Genomic DNA, 19,501 nt, shown 5'->3' on the forward strand with positions numbered 1-19,501 from the left:
AAATCCTCCTGTAAGTATGTTATACTTTATGCACTCAATTCGTCTATTAGTATAACACATAACTTATGAGGATAACACGATAAAAATGTAAAAATCCGCAATTCCAATTTTCAGAAAAGAGCTACGCTTTCAAGCCCCATTTTTCCAATAAGGATTCCAACTGCATTTTTGTTTCTGTAATGGTACCGTTGTTATCAATGACCGCGTCCGCACCGGCCTCTTTCTCAACCATTGGAAGTTGAGAGTTAATACGTTCAACGGCCTCTTGTTCATTCAGTTTATTTCTAGCCATCAGTCGTTCTTTTTGAACCTCGGGTGTCACTGAAACAACAATGATTTTCTCAACAAAAGATTGCAATTTGCTTTCGAATAAAAGCGGGATATCCATAATGACCGTTCTAGCTCCCTTTGAAATCCATTGTTCTTTTTGCCGGATCATTTCATTTCGAATAGCGGGATGAATAATAGCATTTAGTTTATTACGCTCATCTTCATTCTTAAATATTCGTTCGCCAAGTTTCTCGCGATTCAATGACCCATCTTCATTCAAAACACCATCACCAAAGTGTTCGCTGATTTCCTGAATCACCGAAGTTCCCGGTTCGACGACTTGACGAGCAATTTTATCAGCATCCACAATTGGAAATCCTTTCTCCTGAAGCATTTCGGATACAGTACTTTTTCCGCTGGCAATACTGCCTGTAAGACCAACGATCATAAGAACCTCCACCTCCTTCCTTAAATCGAATAATCATCTTTGACATTTTGGGCAATAAACCGAAGTTCTGCCCGCAATCCTTACACTTTTCGTATCCGTTTCGCAATTGAGGCATACTTTTCTACCGTACATTTTCAAGCGATTCTGCATGTCTCCTGATTCTCCATTTATATTTCGGTAATCAGAAATCGTGCTCCCGCCTGCATCAATGCTTTCTTGCAATATCTTGACGATGACATAAAACAACTCCGTCTTTCGCTTTAAACTTATTCGTCTAGCTTTTCTCGTTGGATGTATGTTCATTTTAAAGAGCGCTTCCGTTGCATAAATATTGCCGCAACCAGAAATGACTTGTCCGTCCATGATGACTTCTTTTATTGGTTTTTCGGCATATTTGGGAAGCCGAGCCAAATCCAGAAAGTGGCTGCATGCCAATCCATCAAATGGCTCCGGCGCCATTTTCAGTAGCGGCGGATGATCCGCTTCCACATTTAGTAACCGCAGTTCGCCGAAACGGCGGATGTCGGAATAGACAAGCAGCCCGCCGTCCTCCATCGTAAAGATCACATGAATATGTCTTCGAAACTTTAGTTCCGAAATTTCATCAATCGAATTGACAACGAACCACGCTCCCGACATGCCAAGATGGCTGACGAGGAGGTAGTCGTTATTCCCTTTTTGCAAGTCCATGTAAATATATTTACTACGCCTAGTCACATTTACAATCGACATTTGCTTCATTTGTTGGATAAAATCATCGGTGGACATTCCTTTAATAATTGCTTCTCTTCCCTGCTTTTTCGATTCAATCACAACATCAGAAACAGTTACATCTTTTATCGTTCGTCCGATCGCCTCTGGTGCAAATGCACGAACTACGCCTTCAACTTCAGGTAATTCAGGCATCTATTTATTTCCCCTCACTTCATATCATACCAAGAATCTCCGTATGCAGACTCGACTTTTAATGGCACGTCGAGCTTAAATGCGGATTCCATAACTTCAGGTACAATTTTCTTTAATAATTCAATTTCATCGGCAGGTGCCTCGAAAATCAGCTCATCATGCACTTGAAGTAACATGCGTGTTTGTAAACCTTCCGCTTCAAGACGCACCGCCATGTCAATCATCGCTTGTTTGATGATATCCGCCGCGCTGCCTTGGATTGGCGTATTCATTGCAGTACGCTCGGCAAAACTACGTATATTGAAATTAGAGCTTTTTATTTCAGGTAAGTAACGTCTTCTATTCATTAAGGTCGTTACATACCCATTAACTTTCGCTTCCGCTACTGAATCGTCCATGTATTGTTTCACGCCCGGGAAACTCGCTAAATACGTTTCAATAAATTTAGCCGCTTCTTTTCGAGTAATATTTAAATTCTGCGAAAGTCCATAGTCGCTAATACCGTAAATAATTCCGAAGTTAACCGCTTTTGCAGCATCTCGCATCGAAGAAGTTACTTCATCGATGGATACGCCAAAAACATCGGCAGCCGTCTTTGTATGAATGTCTTCTCCTTGGTGGAATGCTTCCATCAATTTTTCATCCTGAGACATATGTGCAAGCACTCTCAATTCGATTTGAGAGTAGTCTGCCGCAAATAATAACCATTCTGGTTCTGACGGTACGAATGCTGCTCTAATTTTGCGTCCTTCTTCAAGACGAACGGGAATGTTTTGCAGATTTGGATTAATGGAACTTAATCTTCCAGTTGTCGTCAGCGCCTGTTGGAAACGCGTATGAATTTTACCATCCTCGTGAATTTCTCTTAATAAACCTTCAATATACGTCGAATTAAGTTTAGCCAGTTGACGATACTGTAAAATTTCACCGATGATTTCATGTTCACTTTCCAATTTCTCGAGTACATCGGCCGCTGTAGAGTAGCCTGTCTTCGTCTTTTTAATTGGTGTTAAGCCGATTTTCTCAAACAAAATAACGCCGAGTTGTTTCGGGGAGTTGACATTGAACTTTTCCCCGGCCATTTCATAAATTGACGTTTCAAGTTCTTTTATTTTCACGGATAATTGTGTTCCAATTTCCGCCAAGGCTTGTTTATCCGTTTTAACGCCTGTCGACTCCATCTTTCCAAGAATCGTGGCAAGTGGCAACTCCAACTCATGGTACAAATCGAATTGCTCGTTTTCTTTTAATTTCTCTTCAATTGTCGAACGTAGTGTCCAGACTGCAAGTGCACTGCGGCTAGCATGTTCCGCGACAATTTCATCAGATGGAGCCGCCTTTTTCGCACCTTTTCCATAGATCAATTCATTTTGTTTAACATCTGTATAACCGAACTGTTTTACAATAGAAGCGATATCCGTATAGGAAGTGGATGGACTCACTATGTATGCGCCGAGAAGTAAGTCAAATTCAATTCCTTTAAGTTCAATTCCGTATCTCGCCAAAGATGCAAGCGCTGCTTTCGAATCTGAACAATATTTCTTTTTAGTTTCATCTTGAAGCCATGTTATAAATAAATCCGAAGACTTCACAACCGAAAAAGGCAGATAGATCGTACGGTTTTCATCTGCTAATGCGATTCCGAGAATGTCCGCATTTAAATAGTTTTCGTCCATCATTTCAACGTGAAGCGCCATCGCATCCGACAAATGTTCTTCTGTTAATTCTTTTACGATCGTAACGTCGATATCTTCTTGCGGCACAACGCTAGCACCCGGGGAGATTTTTTCAAGTAGCGTATTGAAATTCAATTGTTGAAAAATACTAGTGAGCGCTTCATTATCCGGCCCATCGTAGGAAAGTTCATCGATTTTCACGGTTATCGGCGCATCAACGACAATCGTCGCTAAGTCGCGGCTCATATAAGCGATTTCTTCATTCGCCGTTAAATTTTCATTGAGTTTTTTTGCGGTTATTTTATCAAGTGATTTATACACATTTTCAATTGAACCATATTCTTTCAATAGTTTAATCGCAGTCTTTTCCCCGACTCCTGGAACGCCCGGGATATTATCGGATGGATCTCCCATGAGCCCCATCATATCAATCATCTGGGAAGCTGTAATTCCGTATTTTTCTATAATATGTTCAGGCGTGTATTTCTCTGTGTCCGTTATTCCTCTACGCGTAATAAGCACTGTCGTATGTTCAGTCGCAAGTTGAGTCAAATCTTTATCACCCGAAAACACAACAACTTCAACGCCGGCTTCATTACCTTCGCGGCTCAATGTACCAATGATATCATCCGCTTCGAATTGATCGAGTTCATATTGTTTTATATTATAGGCATCAAGCAGTTTTCGAATATAAGGAAATTGCTCCGACAACTCGGATGGGGTTTTCTGACGTCCTCCTTTATATTCTTCAAATGTTTTATGTCTAAAAGTTGTTTTTCCTGCATCCCACGCCACGAGCATATGGGTCGGTTTTTCTTCTTGCAAAATATTTTGAAGCATCATTGTAAATCCATATACTGCGTTTGTATGAATCCCGTGATCGTTCGTTAATAAAGGCAAAGCAAAAAACGCTCTGTATGCAAGGCTATTTCCATCAATAAGAATTATTTTCTTTTTTGTCAAGTACATCCGCTCCTGTTCATAATAAAAAACGTCATAATAAAACCGTCATCTTCATCTATCTTACCACGTGGGCTAGGATAATTGAAAATGACGGGTATCTAAAACACTTTCTGTTTACTGTCCTATTCGAAATAACCAGTTAAAGTTTTCGCGTACGGTGAATCTGCCGGGATAATGATCATCGTATCTTCGCCAATAGTTTTCGTGTAGGATTGTAGTGTCCGGTATAAGCTATAAAACTCAGGGTCTTTTGAAAAAGTATCATTGTAAATTTTTGCGGCTTCAGATTCGCCTTCAGCGTGAATAATCGCGGCTTTTTTACTTGCCCCCGCTAACATTTCAGTCACTTCACGGTCTGTTTCCGCCTCAATTCTACTTTTATCTGCATCCCCTTCAGATAAATACGTCTGTGCAGTTGATTCGCGTTCAGAAATCATTCTCGTGTAGATTGATTGCTCGTTTTCTTCAGGCAAGTCAATTCGTTTCATACGAACATCGACAATTTCAATTCCGAAATTCCCATGATCTAAAAATTCATTAACACGTTCGGTAACTCTGTCGTTCAATGAACCCCGTTCGGAATTTTCATCATTCACGACATCCACGTAGTCAAGCTGCCCAAGTTCAGTACGGACAACAGAATAGATGAATTCAGACATGCGCATTTCCGCATTAACAATGTTTCGTGCATTTGAAATCATTTCTCTAGGATCTGTTATTTTCCAAACTGCATAATTATCAATCATAATTCGTTTTTTATCTTTCGTGTTAATCTCAGCTTCAGAGACATTATAAGTCATTTGGCTTTTCGGCAGTGTCATGACGCTTTGAATGAAAGGCACTTTAATATTGATACCCGGTTCCCAAATAACCCTCTTAATTTCCCCAAACTGAGTGACAACCCGATACTCATTCTCTTTAACTATGAAAACATTAGCGATTAAGATGACAATTATCGCAAAAATAGACGTCAAAATCAGCGTTAATTTAACATACTTTTTAACTTCAATTGGCGACGCTGGACTTCCCGGCTTTTTGGGACCGCCTTTAGATTTTTGTTTTTGTTGCTTTTCAAATAGTCTTTCTTCAAAACTTTTGAACGGATTTTTATCGTTTGTCATTACTCTTCATCCTCCTCTTCGTCTTTAGTCGAGACTGGAGGTGAAGTGTTCTCCAATTGTTGCAACGGTAAATATTTCACTGTTTCACCGTTGTCATTCATAATGTATATTTTAGCCTTCGGTAACACTTGTTCAAGCGTTTCCAAGATTAAACGTTCACGCGTTATTTCTTTATTGCCTTTGTATTCTGCATGTAATTTATTGAAAAGAGATACGTCACCATGCGCTTGTTCAATACGGGCTGTTTTTTGACCGGTTGCACGGGAAATGATTGCATCACGTTCTCCGATTGCTTCACTGCTTTTTTGGTTTTCGTATTTTCTGGCTTCGTTAATTTTCGTGTTTTTCGTTTCACGAGCATCCGTAACTGCTGTAAATGCAGCTCGAACTTCAGAGTTTGGAAGTTCTACGTCTTGAAGTTTCACGCCTTGAATAACGATGCCGATATCATACTTATCTACTAAAGTCGCCAGGAGTTCCCTTGTCTCTGCCTCTATTTCCGCTTTTCCATCCGTTAATGCAGCGTCAATCGTTGAGCTACCAATAATTGACCGGATTGAAGCAGACGTTGCATCATGTAAAATTTCTTCAGGATTCTCGGCATGAAATAAAAACTTGGTTGGTTCAGTAATTTTCCATTGGACAACCAAATCGGTTAAGACGATATATTCATCTCCCGTAATCATTTTCGTTTCAGGATCATAGTCGACAACTTCTCCGTCTTCTTGCTTATAACCGAATTTCAAACTGAAAGTCTCTTTCGACAAAACTTCAACATGCTGAATTGGCCAAGGAAGTTTAAAATGCAATCCCGAATTTGTAACTTCCGTGTTTGCTTTACCGAATGTAATCACAACTGCCTGTTCCGATTCATCCACTGTGTACCAGGTTGTAAAACCAACTATGAGGAGCATAATTCCCAAAATCCCCATCCCAATCATCATTAATATTCGTTTAACACTCATTGATAATCCCCCTTACGATTTCCATCATCTCTCTATACGGACTTGGCAGTTAATAGTTTCGTTTCCGCCTAGGAATCCTTAAACTGAAACTAGTACCGACATTTGATTTACTTTCAACTTGTATCGTTCCGCCGTGGACTTCGATTAAATGTTTAACAATCGCTAGCCCAAGTCCCGTGCCGCCTGAATCGCGACTTCTAGCACGGTCGACTCGATAAAACCTTTCAAAAAGCCGTTCTAATTCCGATTCTTTAATTCCAATCCCTTCGTCTTTAACGATAATGACTACGTCGTCTTCAATTTCCTTAACTTCTATCGTTATCGTCGTGTCTTTCATTGAATAAATGATTGCATTCGACAACAGATTTACCATCACTTGAATTAAGCGGCCTTCATCGCCGTCAATCACAATTTCATTTGGCATATCAAAGCTAACAACCATATCTTTCTCTTCAATGCGACCACTGACAACTTGTATTGCCTCATAAATCATTTTCTTCAAGCCGACTTCACTGTATTGAAGCGTGAAGCCTTCCCTTTCAACATCTGACAATACTAATAATTCATCGATTAATCGCTTCAGTCGATTGCTTTCTTTTTGAATAATTTCAAGAAATTCTTTCATGACTGTTTGATCATTCATTGCACCGTCGAGTAAAGTTTCTGCAAATCCTTTAATCGATGTCACTGGGGTTCTTAGTTCATGAGAAACATTCGCTACAAAATCTTTTCGAATTTTTTCAAGCCTTACTAATTCAGTGATATCATGTATGACAACGACAATCCCTAACCAATTGCCGTAATTGCCGATGACTGGAGCACCATATACATTCACGGAAGATGACACGCCATTAACTTGTAAATTCAATTGGGTTTCGCAAGATTGTTCAGTCATATAGACATCTTCAATAAGACTCTCAAGCTCTCCAGGCAGTTCAAGGGAATTCACGGTTTTTCCAATTAACTTTTCATCATCCTTAAAACCGAATGTCGTTCTAAAAACACCATTAACGAGATTAAGCGTCCCCCCACGTCCGAACATTAAAAGGCCGCTCCCCATGCTTTCAATAAGCGTATTTAAACGTTCTTTTTCCATTTCTCGTTCCGTTGAAATTTCTTGCATCGTTTGTGAAATCGAATAAATTGCTGATGAAAGATCATTTTTTCGTTCTTTTTCAATCATTGCAGTATGTACAGAATAATCCCCTTCCGCGAGCTTAATCGCATTGGAAGTTACTTCATCAATCGGTTTAATATATTGCAATAGTAAACGTGTAATTATATAGAGCGAAACAAATAATGCTGTCAGTAAAACAATCAAAAGAAACAGTAAATAATCACGTTTTATAATAGGATCCGCGCCTTGATTGAACAAGGGAAAAAACTGGCCCAGTACAATTCCCAGGCCAGTTAATAGAACCGATAAAAATAATATATTTGCAAGAACGAGACGGCCGTATAGACCCTTCATCACAGATCCAGCTCCTCGAATTTATAACCAATTCCTCTTACGGTTTTTATAAATTGTGGTTTTCTTGTATCTTCTTCCACTTTTTCTCTTAAATGACTTACATGAACATCGACAATTCGCGTATCACCCGCAAAATCATAATTCCATACAGCACTGAGCAATAAGTCGCGAGAAAGGACACGATTCTTATTTTGAATGAAATAAGCAAGTAGTTCAAATTCCTTCGGTGTAAACTCCAGTTTTTCTCCGTGAAGATACACTTCATACCGGTCCAAATAAACTTTGAGCGGACCTGATTGTAAAGTCTCTTCAACCGCTGAATTATCTACCTCTGTCTTACTTCGTCTAAGAACGGCTTTGATGCGCGCAACAACTTCTCTTGGACTAAACGGCTTTGTCATGTAATCATCGGCGCCGATTTCCAAACCATGAACTTTATCAAATTCATCGCCTTTTGCGGTAAGCATGATGATCGGAATGTTACTCCCTTGCGAACGAAGTCTTTTACATACTTCGATTCCGTCTAACTTGGGCAACATTAAATCAAGGACAATTAAATCTGGCTGCTCACTTTGCACCAATTCAATGGCCGCTTCTCCATCGGCTGCACTAATCGTTTCGTAACCAGATAGTTTTAAGTTATACTCAAGTAATTTACGAATCGGTTGTTCATCTTCAACGATAAGTATTCTTTGCATTAACGCACTCACCCATCCAGTTAGAAATTTTCCATAGCCCCTGAAATAAGTCGATCTTCCACAATAGGAGGTGTTACTTTCACTTTTCCAGAAACTACAACAGCCAGATCTCCATCTAGCGCTTCCACTTTAACGATTATTTTGTTAGCCGACTTATCGACGTTGATAACTTCCAACAGGAAATCTACCGTCGCATAATGATATACGGGCTTAGGAAATTCGAGATGTTGTTCAACAATATGTGAACCTGGTCCCGGTAGATATTTTGAAATAGCCGAAGAAATAATGCCCGTCAACATGATTGTTGGAACAATCGGATTTTCATATGGCGTTTGCGATGCATAATCGTGTTGAATGTAGAGTGGATTCCCGTCATTTGTTAGCCCAAGATATAAAAGTAAATCTTTGTCTTCTATTTTTTCCGTGAGCTTTAATTTTTCCCCCACTGTTATCTCTTCGATTTTTCTGCCAAGCCTTCTTTTCTTACCTAGAATCAACTGAATTCCTCCCCTAAATATCATTATAAGTTAAAAAACGAGCAGCTTTCGCTACCCGTGTGTAATTTATGCTAATACTTTCATTACAGCCCTAACTGAATCTGCAGATTTGGAAAGAGCCACTTTTTCGTCTTCAGTTAAATCAAGTTCAATAATCTTTTCAATTCCCTTAGCACCGAGAACAGTCGGCACACCCAGGTAAATTCCGTCAAGATCATATTCACCTTCTAAAAAAGCAATTGCAGGAAGAACGCGTTTCTGGTCTTTTAAGATTGCTTCGGCCATTTCGACTAATGATGCTGCAGGCGCGTAATATGCAGAACCATTGCCTAACAGATTTACAATTTCCGCTCCGCCGTTACGCGTACGATCAACGATTTCTTCAAGTCGTTCTGGTGAAATTAAAGTTTCTAATGGAATTCCACCTGCATAAGAATAACGTACAAGAGGAACCATGTCATCCCCATGCCCACCCAGAACGAATCCTGTTACATCTTTCACAGAGAGGTTAAGCTCCTGCGCTACAAACGTACGGAAACGTGCAGTATCCAATACACCCGATTGTCCGATTACACGTTCTTTCGGGAAACCAGATGCTTGATAAACTGTATATGTCATCGCATCAACTGGATTTGTTAAAACGATAATTGTTGAATTTGGAGAATACTTCACAATTTCACTTGTTACGGCCTTCATGATCTTTTGGTTAGTCTGTACTAAATCATCACGGCTCATGCCTGGTTTTCGTGCAATACCCGCTGTAATGATCACAATATCAGAATCCTGGGTATACGAGTAGTTTGAAGTCCCAATAATGTTTGCGTCAAACCCTTGAACCGGACCTGCTTCAAGCATATCAAGTGCTTTCCCTTTTGTTGGATTCTCCATTTGAGGAATATCTACAAGAACAATGTCAGCTAATTCTTTTTGCGCTAAAAGAAATGCAGTCGTTGCGCCAGTGAAGCCGGAACCGATAACCGATACTTTCTTGCGTGTCATTGTCATGAGGTTACTCTCCTTTTATTCATATGTAAAGGGGGAACAAGTCCCCCTCTTTATTATATTATAGATTTTTGATTAATTCGTCTGCAAACTCGGAAGTTTTAACTTTAGTAGAACCTTCCATTAGTCGTGCAAAGTCATATGTTACAACTTTAGAAGCAATTGTCTTTTCAATCGATTCTTCGATCATTTTAGCTGCTTCATTCCAACCAAGGTGTTGAAGCATTAGAACACCTGATAGAAGGACTGATGATGGGTTAACAACGTCAAGTCCAGCATATTTCGGTGCAGTACCGTGAGTTGCTTCGAAGATTGCGTGACCCGTTACATAGTTAATATTCGCTCCTGGTGCAATTCCGATTCCGCCAACTTGTGCAGCAAGTGCATCAGAAATATAGTCACCGTTTAGGTTCATTGTCGCAACAACATCATACTCTTTCGGACGAGTTAGGATTAACTGTAAGAAGATATCAGCGATTGCTTCTTTAATGATGATTTTACCTGAAGCTTCAGCGTCTTCTTGTGCTTTGTTTGCAGCGTCAGTACCTTCTGCGTCTTTAATCTTGTCGTACTGTCTCCATGTGAATACTTTGTCTGCGAATTCTTCTTCAGCAACTTCATAGCCCCAAGTTGCGAACGCGCCTTCAGTGAACTTCATGATGTTTCCTTTATGAACAAGCGTCACTGATTTACGTCCTTCATCAAGTGCGTAATTGATCGCAGCGCGAACTAGACGTTTTGTTCCATCTTCTGAAACCGGCTTAATACCGATACCTGAAGTTTCTGGGAAACGGATGTTTTTAACGCCCATTTCATCTTGTAAGAAGTTAACTAGCTTTTTAACTTCGTCTGTTCCTTTTTCATACTCGATACCTGCATAAATATCTTCAGTGTTTTCACGGAAGATAACCATGTCGCAATCTTCAGGACGTTTAACTGGTGAAGGAACGCCTTCAAAGTAACGAACTGGACGAATGCATGTGTATAGATCTAGTTCTTGACGAAGTGCAACGTTTAGTGAACGGAAACCTCCGCCGATTGGTGTTGTAAGTGGCCCTTTAATAGCGATCAAATACTCTTCGATCGTATCTAGTGTTTCTTGCGGGAGCCATTCGCCTGTTTCATTGAATGCTTTCTCTCCTGCTAGCACTTCTTTCCATACGAGTTCTTTCTCGCCGTTATAAGCTTTTTCAACTGCTGCTTCTAGAACGCGTGAAGCTGCATTCCAAATATCAGGACCTGTACCGTCACCGATAATAAATGGGATTACTGGATTGTTTGGAACGTTCAAAACACCATTTGATACTGTTACTTTTTCACCGTTTGTCATTAAAAAATTCCTCCTAAAAATTCAAAATCATAGGGCTAGCTCATAAATAAGCCGCCAAGTTATTTTAGCGTTCGCTAATCGGAACATACTTTTGCATGCCTGGACCAGTATAATCCGCACGTGGGCGAATTAAACGGTTGTTTGCATATTGCTCGCGAATATGCGCAATCCAACCTGAGACACGCGAAACTGCAAAAATCGGCGTGAACAAATCATGATCAATGCCAAGAGAATGGTAGACTGACGCAGAATAGAAATCTACGTTTGGTGGTAGATTCTTTTCAGCAGTAAAGACTTCTTCAATCTTAACAGACATCTCGTACCACTTCTCTTCGCCGCGTAATGCCGTAAGTTTCTTGGACATGTCACGAAGATGTTTCGCACGTGGATCACCTTGACGGTAAACACGGTGGCCGAATCCCATAATCTTTTCTTTATTTGCAAGTTTATCTTTAATATAAGCTTCTGCTTTATCTACCGAACCGATTTCCGCAAGCATTTTCATAACTTGCTCGTTCGCTCCGCCGTGTAAAGGTCCTTTGAGTGCACCGATCGCCGCTGTGACGCCCGAGTACATATCCGAAAGTGTCGCTACGCAAACTCGTGCTGTGAATGTCGATGCATTCAATTCATGGTCTGCATGAAGAACGAGTGCTTTGTCGAACGCTTCAACTTCAATCGCATCAGGCTCATTTCCAGATAACATGTATAAGAAGTTTGCAGCATAACCTAATTCTGCATTTGGAGCGACTGGTTCTAACCCTTTACGGATTCGACCGAATGCTGTTACCAAAGTAACAATTTTCGCTTGGATTTTAATCGCTTTTTCATAGTTTGCTTCATCGGACATATCTTCTGATTTTTCATCGTATAATCCGAGAAGGGAAACTGCGGTGCGCAAAGCTGACATAGGATGTACTTTGTCAATTGGATACATTTTAAAGTGATCGTATACTTCCTGAGGAACTGTCATGTTTGAAATAAGTTGCTGTTTAAGTTCAGCAAGCTCGTCCTCTTTTGGTAATCGCTGATGCCATAGAAGATAGATAACTTCTTCAAAACTGGCATTATTAGCGAGGTCGTCAATGTCATATCCGACATATGTAAGAGTATCATCAATAATTGAACTGATGGCAGACTGTGTCGCGACGACTCCTTCTAATCCCTTGGTTGATGTCATGTAAATCGCTCCTTTTGTTTATGGGGCCATACTTCGCACAATCATAACTAAAGTGGTGTAGCGGCCTTTCAACTTTTATCTTCTTATTCTTTTTTTGCTTACATAATTCATTATAAGCAACTTTGTCATCTTTGTGAATGAAAACGCTTATTTTTATAATAATTAGTAAAAGGAGACCAAGATGTCTATTCATAATAAAAATCAAAAAATCGCTAGAATATTGTTTATAAAATGGCTGCCAATCATTCTAACGATTATTGTTATTTTTATGTTTCCGCCTGTGGCATTTGCGGTTATCGCAGCTTATTTTACCGCGCCTCTTCTTACAGCAGTTCATTCTTTGACAAAACTACCACTAACTATTGCAACTATTTTTGTTATTCTTATTCTTTTCTTTCTTACCTGTTCGTTTATTTACGTTGGCATTCATGGAATAATGGATCTTGTTCCGGCCATAGAGCGTCACTTGACGCCACTAACTTTAAATACAGATATAATTAGCAAGGTGCTGTCTTTTCTCGAAAGCAAAATTATTCAATATGGACAGGCAATTCTTGAATATACGCTTATGATTATCCAAACATTGTTCCAACGTCTTTTCAGTTTTTTCATTTTCCTTTTGGCTTACTTTTTTGCATTACGAGAGTCCGGAAAAAATCGTTTTTGGTTTCTCGTTTACTTTCCTGTAGAAATGCGCAAGCAAGCAAAAAAATCACTGTCAGAAGCAAGTAAAGTAATCGGCACCTTTGTATCCGTTGAAGCACGGTTAATTTTTTTAACATTTATCATTTTATCAATTGGGTTTTCACTTTTACACTTCAAATCTCCGTTTGGAATCGCATTCCTAATTTCGCTTGTTGACGGATTGCCTTTTCTAGGAATAGGAATCTTCTTGATCCCGATGATCGTTTTTTTCATCCACACCGGTAATTTATTCGTTGGCGTATCGCTTATTTTTCTTTACTTATTGACAATAACGACGCGACAATTTACCGAGTCCTATATGTGGGCCTCAACCTTTCAACTAAAACCGGTTCATGCATTTTTAATCATGGCTTGCTCCATTTATCTATTTGGTTTTGTAGGCATTCTATTATCGCCTTTTCTGCTATTTGCTGCCTATAAAATTAAACAACATCCGCTATTCACCGAATAACAATTCGACCGCTTTTCATTTTTTTAGCCAACCAACTAATAATAAAAGGTCTTAATAGATTTCTTGGACCTTGAAACAGCAAAATCAGGCCGAGCGCATCCGTGATAAATCCCGGGATGAGTAACATGATTCCGCCAAAAAAGATGCAGACGCCGTCTATTAATGCAGTTCCTGGAGTCTCCATCGTAGTCATTTTAAGTCTAAATTCATTCCATGCTTTCGTTCCTTGCCTCTTCGCTAAGTAGCCGCCGCCAATTCCAGTGAGTAAAATAATCCCGATTGTCGGTAGTAAACCTAATGTATTACCCGAGTAAATAAGTAACGCCAACTCCGCTGTTGGAACGACGATAAATAAAAGGATGAGCCATCTCATATATGCAAACCCCCCCTAAAAAAGGCTGCTTACCGATGATTCGGAAGCAGCCATGATTTTTTTAAAGTACGCTAGCGTGACCTTTATAAATTACGCCGGATTCAGCATCCATCGTAATGTCTTGCCCGTCTTCAATTACAGCCGTTGCGTTTTCAACACCGACTATAACCGGAATGCCCAAGCTAAGCCCCACAACTGCAGCATGGCTTGTTAATCCGCTTTCTTCCGTGATTAGCCCTGCACATTTCTCAATCGCCGGCATCATATCGCGGTCAGATCCTGTCGTCACAATAATCGCGCCTTCAGTATCTTGTTTCAAAGCTTCTTCAGCATTTTTAACGACAACTGCGCGTCCGTGAGCAACTGTTCGCCCAATACCTTGACCGCGTGTTAGTAAATCGCCGATAACATGTATTTTCATTAGGTTCGTTGTGCCAACTTCACCGACTGGAACACCAGCAGTGATAATGACAACATCTCCGTGAGTAACGTATTGATGTTTAACACTTTCCTCGACAGACTCTTGAAGGATTTCATCAATCGATTTCACGTCTTTTCCGATAATCGGATAGATTCCCCAAACGAGTGAAAGTTTTCTAGAACTTTTCTCTGACGAAGTCAAAGCAATTACCGGACAACCTGGACGATATTTCGCAATCATTTTCGCAGTATGTCCGCTTCTAGTCGGAGCGAGAACTGCTTTAACATTAAGATTTAAAGCGGTATAAGCTGCGGATTGACCAATCGCCTCTGTCAAGTTGCCTTGTTTTTCACGTCTACGCGTTGAAACGAGTGAACGATAATCAACAGCCTCTTCCGTATGAAGCGCGATTTTGACCATAGTTTGTACTGATTCTACTGGATACATGCCGGCAGCAGTTTCACCAGACAACATGATTGCATCTGAACCATCCAATATTGCGTTTGCTACGTCACTCGCTTCTGCACGAGTCGGTCGCGGATTATGTTGCATAGAGTCCAACATTTGCGTAGCCGTAATAACAGGCTTTCCTGCTTGATTACATTTTTCGATAAGCTTTTTCTGAATTAATGGCACTTCTTCTGATGGAATTTCAACACCCAAATCACCGCGTGCAACCATCAGGCCATCAGAGACCATAATGATTTCATCGATATTATCGACACCTTCTTGGTTCTCGATTTTCGGTATGATTTGAAGGTCTGCTCCATCATTTTCTTCAAGAAGACTTCGAATTTCCATAACATCTGAAGCACGTCGAACAAATGATGCCGCTATAAAATCGACACCTTCTTTGATTCCAAATAAAATGTCGTTTGCATCTTTCTCAGTCATTCCAGGCAATTGAACTTGAACACCCGGGACGTTTACGCCTTTTTTGTCTTTCAGGACACCTGAGTTAATAACAAGCGTTTTAATTAAGCCATTTTCTTCATCTAGTCCAATAACTTCAAGTTGGATTAAGCCATCATCAAGAAGAATGGTTGATCCTACCTCTATATCTTCTATTAGCTTATCGTATGTAACCGAAAATACATCGCTATTTCCTTCGACTTCAGTCATAGAAATACTTATATACTGTCCTGTAACAAGGTCAACACGTCCATCTTTCATTGAGTGTGTCCGAATTTCAGGGCCTCTTGTGTCAAGTAAAATCCCGACAACTTTCCCTTTTTTACTAGCTGCCTCGTGGATTCTTTCAATTCTTGCTTTATGCTCAGCATGATCTCCATGGGAGAAGTTTAATCTGGCGACGTTCATCCCTGCATCTATAAGTTCTTCAAGTATTTCCGGTGATTCGCTAGCCGGACCTATCGTACAAACAATTTTCGTTTTTCTCATGTAGTTTCTCCCTTTATGAATAAAATAGTGTCAGTACTGTACTTTTATATTGAAAGTTCTTGAGATAATTTATACATCTTCATATCTGTTTCGTGATGATCAGTAAAGACATCTTCTAAGTTATAGTCTACCACTTGTTGTTTTTGCATGCCAATCGCTTTGCCTCCATGACCTTCCAATAAAACCTCGACTGCCCTGGATCCAAATTGACTTGCAATTACACGGTCTCTCACGGACGGCGAGCCGCCACGTTGAACATGTCCGAGTACAGAATAACGGATGTCAATGTCTGCTGTTTCTCGTAAAATCTCGGCGAGTTCATTTGCAGACATAACGCCTTCGGCAACAATGATAATACTGTGCTTTTTACCTCTACCTGTCCCACTGGCCAGACGTTCGACAATGTCGTCAATATCAAATTTTTCTTCCGGAATCAGAATTGTTTCAGCACCGCCGGCAAGCCCTGCCCATAGCGCCAAATCGCCCGCATCGCGTCCCATTACTTCAATGATGAAAGTTCGCTCATGCGAAGTTGCCGTATCCCTAATTTTATCAATCGCTTCGATTATCGTGTTAAGTGCTGTGTCGAAACCAATCGTAAATTCTGTCCCATTAATGTCATTATCAATCGTTGCCGGAACACAAACGCATGGGATTCCAAGCTTGGTCAATTCGTAGGCGCCTCTAAAAGAGCCGTCTCCGCCAATGACAACTAGCCCTTCAATCCCTTGTTCTTTAATTTGTTCTACTGCTTTCCCCCGGCCTTCAACAGTAAGGAATTCGGGACTTCTTGCTGAACGAAGCATAGTACCGCCGCGTTGGATGATATCCCCAACCGACCCAAGTTCCATATTCTTAATCTTACCCTCAATTAAGCCCTGATAGCCATTAAAAACTCCAGCAACTTCAAGGCCTTCAAAAATAGCTTTTCGAACAACTGCACGTACTGCTGCATTCATCCCCGGTGCATCTCCACCACTAGTTAAAACAGCAATTTTCTTCATAGTCGTCACTCCAATTCGAATAAAATAAGCTGTCGAATATATAAATAAAGCGGTTTTTCAACGCAATCAAGCACACCAATAGTGTGCTTGTATTAATCCTATGGTATTCGTTAAACAGCGTAAAGTTTATTGTTTATTTACTCTCCAAATATACCAATTTCACGGAACTTTTCATATCGCCCCGCTATAACTTCCTCTTGACTCAGCAAAGTTAACGCTTCTAAAGAGGTACGTATTGCATCACCAATGTATACAGCTTGTTTCTTTAAATCACGATGCGCTCCGCCTAAGATTTCAGGAATGATTTCATCAATAATTCCAATCTCCTTTAAATCAGGTGCCGTGATTTTCATGGCTTCTGCCGCTTGTTTAGATAAGCTTGCATCCTTCCATAAAATTGAAGCAGCACCTTCAGGGGAAATAACCGAATAGGTAGAGTGCTCTAACATATGAATATGGTTAGCTACACCAAGTGCCAAAGCGCCGCCACTTCCACCTTCGCCAATGACAATTGAAATCACCGGTACTGTTAACCCAGCCATTTCAACTAGATTACGCGCAATTGCTTCACTTTGTCCACGTTCTTCAGCCGCTTTACCAGGGTACGCACCCTTTGTATCTATAAAACAAATGATTGGTCGGTTGAACTTCTCCGCTTGCTTCATTAAACGAAGCGCTTTTCGATAACCTTCCGGATGTGGCATCCCGAAATTCCGTCGAACGTTTTCTTTTGTATCTTTCCCACGTTGGTGGCCGATTATAGTTATCGGTCTCGAATCGAATGATGCAATTCCGCCGACGATAGCTTCATCATCGCCGTAACTACGATCCCCATGCAGCTGGATGAAATCTTCAAAGAGCTGTGCGATATAATCCAATGTCGTTGGGCGGTGCGGATGTCTTGCAACTTGCACACGGTCCCAAGCTTCCATATTACCATAGATATCTTCTTCTAGATTCTTCAGACGCACTTTCAGTGTTTCAATTTCTTCTGATAAATTCACGTCCGAGTCAATCGTAAACTGTTCAAGTTCCTCAATCTTTTCACGAAGCCTAACGATTGGCTCTTCAAATGCTAATGTTTTACCCAATTCAGTTGGCCTCCTTTACGTGAAGTCTTACGATTTTAGAAAGTACATCCTTCATATGTGAGCGATGAACAACCGCATCGAGCTGACCATGGTCGAGAAGGAATTCGGCCGTCTGGAAGTCTTCAGGCAGTTTTTCTCTTACAGTTTGCTCAATTACGCGTCTACCCGCAAAACCAATGAGTGCTTTTGGCTCAGCAATATTAATGTCGCCTACTGATGCAAAGCTTGCTGAAACGCCGCCTGTTGTTGGATAGGTCATAATTGAAATATAAAGTAAACCTTGCTGGGAATGACGATTTAACGCCACACTCGTTTTCGCCATTTGCATGAGGGAAAGAACCCCTTCTTGCATTCTTGCGCCGCCGCTCGCAGTAAAAATAAGCATCGGGATTTTTCGTTCTGTGGCCATTTCAATTGCACGTGTTATTTTTTCACCTACGACAGAGCCCATAGACCCCATTCTAAAGTGTGAATCCATAATTGCAACTGCGACCTCGTGTCCGTCAATCTTCCCGGTTCCCGTTAACACAGCTTCATTCAATCCCGTCTTTTTTGCATCTTCTTCAACCTTTTCTGTATAGGCAGGGAAATTTAACGGGTTTAAGGTTTTTAGATGATCATCAATTGATTTAAAACTGTCCTCATCAAAAAGGATAGCCGCTCTTTCTGCAGCCGTCATTCTAAAGTGATGATCACAATTAGGGCATACCTTTAATGCATTTATGAGTTCTTTCGTCATAGTGACTTTTTTACATTCCGGGCACTTTGTCATAATTCCTTCTGGAACATCATTTTTATTATTGTTGGAAGGTATTGTTGACTCTTGTTGCTTCCGGTTTCTTTTAAAAATGTCGCGAATCATTACTTTCTTCCCTTCTTTCTCTTTCAACTACATCAATCCATTTCTTATATGCCGCTAGTGCCGCATTCTCATTTCCCGAGCGGACTGCTTGTAGCACGTCTTTTACTAATGAGTTTTCCATTCCGTGTGTCATGGCATCGAATCGAACCATGCTGTATTGCTTTAATAAAAACCAAATCTTTAATGAAAGCCGATTTTCAGTCGCAACGATCATTTCTCTGATTAGATCTTCACGGAGTATTTCCCCATTGTGTTCAATTTTCGCGAGTAAGCTTTCCCATACTGGCAATTCTCGAAAAATGCTATTTCGGCTAACTGCTTTAATTGCGCTGATCTCATGAATTCTTCTGGTTTCATGTACATCAATGAATGAATCTGGCTGTTGCATGATGAAATCTGCTAGCACTTCGACGAATTGATGTTTTTGAAAATCGGCTAGAAAAGTTCCCTCGCCGCGCTTCGTCTCGATGAGTCCAAGAAGTTCTAAGCTGCGGAGCGCTTCGCGAACGGTCGATCTGCCTACTTGCAGTCGTTCGGCCAATACGCGTTCTGAAGGGAGTTTTCCGCCTGTTTTAATACCTTCATTTTTAATAATGTCTCGTAGTTCATGAACGATATCTAAATACATTTTTGATGGCGCTTTATGAATTTCCACTTCTGTGCTCC

The 19,501-nt window shown here is 40.5% G+C and carries 18 protein-coding genes; 1 reads left to right on the forward strand and 17 read right to left on the reverse strand.

What is annotated here, in order from left to right; all coding sequences use genetic code 11:
* Positions 1-121: 121 nt before the first annotated feature.
* The 11 genes from coaE to citZ form a co-directional block, all read right to left on the reverse strand.
* Positions 122-718: a dephospho-CoA kinase gene (coaE, locus tag JSQ81_RS03640; RefSeq protein ID WP_212606374.1), complete on the reverse strand. Its 597-nt coding sequence runs from the start codon at positions 716-718 to the stop codon at positions 122-124.
* A 33-nt stretch (positions 719-751) separates the two neighbouring features.
* Entirely contained in the window at positions 752-1,624 is an 873-nt protein-coding gene (gene mutM, locus JSQ81_RS03645; protein ID WP_212606375.1) for a bifunctional DNA-formamidopyrimidine glycosylase/DNA-(apurinic or apyrimidinic site) lyase, read from the reverse strand.
* A gap of 14 nt (positions 1,625-1,638) precedes the next feature.
* A complete protein-coding gene (gene polA / locus JSQ81_RS03650) occupies positions 1,639-4,263 on the reverse strand; it encodes a DNA polymerase I (protein ID WP_212606376.1) in 2,625 nt (874 codons plus the stop codon).
* Positions 4,264-4,385: 122 nt separating this feature from the next.
* Positions 4,386-5,384, reverse strand: a complete 999-nt coding sequence (gene hflC / locus JSQ81_RS03655; protein WP_212606377.1) for a protease modulator HflC — start codon at positions 5,382-5,384, stop codon at positions 4,386-4,388.
* The gene (gene hflK, locus JSQ81_RS03660; protein WP_212606378.1) at positions 5,384-6,349 is read right to left on the reverse strand and encodes an FtsH protease activity modulator HflK; all 966 of its coding nucleotides are present in this window, start codon (positions 6,347-6,349) and stop codon (positions 5,384-5,386) included. Before hflK ends, hflC begins: the two co-directional genes overlap by 1 nt.
* Positions 6,350-6,398: 49 nt before the next feature.
* Positions 6,399-7,820, reverse strand: a complete 1,422-nt coding sequence (gene pnpS, locus JSQ81_RS03665; RefSeq protein WP_212607533.1) for a two-component system histidine kinase PnpS — start codon at positions 7,818-7,820, stop codon at positions 6,399-6,401.
* Positions 7,820-8,518, reverse strand: a complete 699-nt coding sequence (locus tag JSQ81_RS03670) for a response regulator transcription factor (protein WP_212606379.1) — start codon at positions 8,516-8,518, stop codon at positions 7,820-7,822. The genes pnpS and JSQ81_RS03670 overlap by 1 nt, the downstream gene beginning before the upstream one ends.
* 20 nt (positions 8,519-8,538) lie before the next feature.
* A complete protein-coding gene (locus JSQ81_RS03675; protein WP_212606380.1) occupies positions 8,539-9,015 on the reverse strand; it encodes a MaoC/PaaZ C-terminal domain-containing protein in 477 nt (158 codons plus the stop codon).
* A gap of 66 nt (positions 9,016-9,081) precedes the next feature.
* Positions 9,082-10,020: a malate dehydrogenase gene (mdh, locus tag JSQ81_RS03680; protein ID WP_212606381.1), complete on the reverse strand. Its 939-nt coding sequence runs from the start codon at positions 10,018-10,020 to the stop codon at positions 9,082-9,084.
* A 58-nt stretch (positions 10,021-10,078) separates the two neighbouring features.
* Positions 10,079-11,347 (reverse strand): NADP-dependent isocitrate dehydrogenase, encoded by a 1,269-nt coding sequence (gene icd / locus JSQ81_RS03685; RefSeq protein WP_212606382.1) that lies wholly within the window; start codon positions 11,345-11,347, stop codon positions 10,079-10,081.
* Positions 11,348-11,411: 64 nt separating this feature from the next.
* Entirely contained in the window at positions 11,412-12,527 is a 1,116-nt protein-coding gene (gene citZ, locus JSQ81_RS03690; RefSeq protein ID WP_212606383.1) for a citrate synthase, read from the reverse strand.
* Between the two features lie 181 nt (positions 12,528-12,708).
* Between citZ and JSQ81_RS03695 the strand changes: the two genes are divergently transcribed.
* Positions 12,709-13,683, forward strand: coding sequence for an AI-2E family transporter (locus JSQ81_RS03695; protein ID WP_212606384.1), 975 nt, complete (start codon positions 12,709-12,711; stop codon positions 13,681-13,683).
* On the opposite strand, the gene JSQ81_RS03700 is transcribed toward JSQ81_RS03695, so the two are convergent.
* The 6 genes from JSQ81_RS03700 to JSQ81_RS03725 form a co-directional block, all read right to left on the reverse strand.
* On the reverse strand, positions 13,673-14,056 hold the full coding sequence (locus JSQ81_RS03700) for an FxsA family protein (RefSeq protein WP_212606385.1): 384 nt from the start codon (positions 14,054-14,056) through the stop codon (positions 13,673-13,675). The two genes, JSQ81_RS03695 and JSQ81_RS03700, sit on opposite strands and share 11 nt — an antisense overlap.
* A 61-nt stretch (positions 14,057-14,117) precedes the next feature.
* Positions 14,118-15,878, reverse strand: a complete 1,761-nt coding sequence (gene pyk, locus JSQ81_RS03705) for a pyruvate kinase (protein ID WP_212606386.1) — start codon at positions 15,876-15,878, stop codon at positions 14,118-14,120.
* Between the two features lie 44 nt (positions 15,879-15,922).
* Positions 15,923-16,882 (reverse strand): 6-phosphofructokinase, encoded by a 960-nt coding sequence (gene pfkA, locus JSQ81_RS03710; RefSeq protein ID WP_212606387.1) that lies wholly within the window; start codon positions 16,880-16,882, stop codon positions 15,923-15,925.
* A gap of 137 nt (positions 16,883-17,019) precedes the next feature.
* A complete protein-coding gene (accA, locus tag JSQ81_RS03715) occupies positions 17,020-17,973 on the reverse strand; it encodes an acetyl-CoA carboxylase carboxyl transferase subunit alpha (protein WP_212606388.1) in 954 nt (317 codons plus the stop codon).
* Position 17,974: 1 nt separating this feature from the next.
* Positions 17,975-18,835, reverse strand: coding sequence for an acetyl-CoA carboxylase, carboxyltransferase subunit beta (gene accD, locus JSQ81_RS03720; protein WP_212607534.1), 861 nt, complete (start codon positions 18,833-18,835; stop codon positions 17,975-17,977).
* A complete protein-coding gene (locus JSQ81_RS03725) occupies positions 18,816-19,490 on the reverse strand; it encodes a FadR/GntR family transcriptional regulator (RefSeq protein ID WP_371812502.1) in 675 nt (224 codons plus the stop codon). Before JSQ81_RS03725 ends, accD begins: the two co-directional genes overlap by 20 nt.
* Between the last annotated feature and the right edge of the window lie 11 nt (positions 19,491-19,501).

Source organism: Sporosarcina sp. Marseille-Q4063, from assembly GCF_018309085.1.
Classification (GTDB): Bacteria; Bacillota; Bacilli; order Bacillales_A; family Planococcaceae; genus Sporosarcina.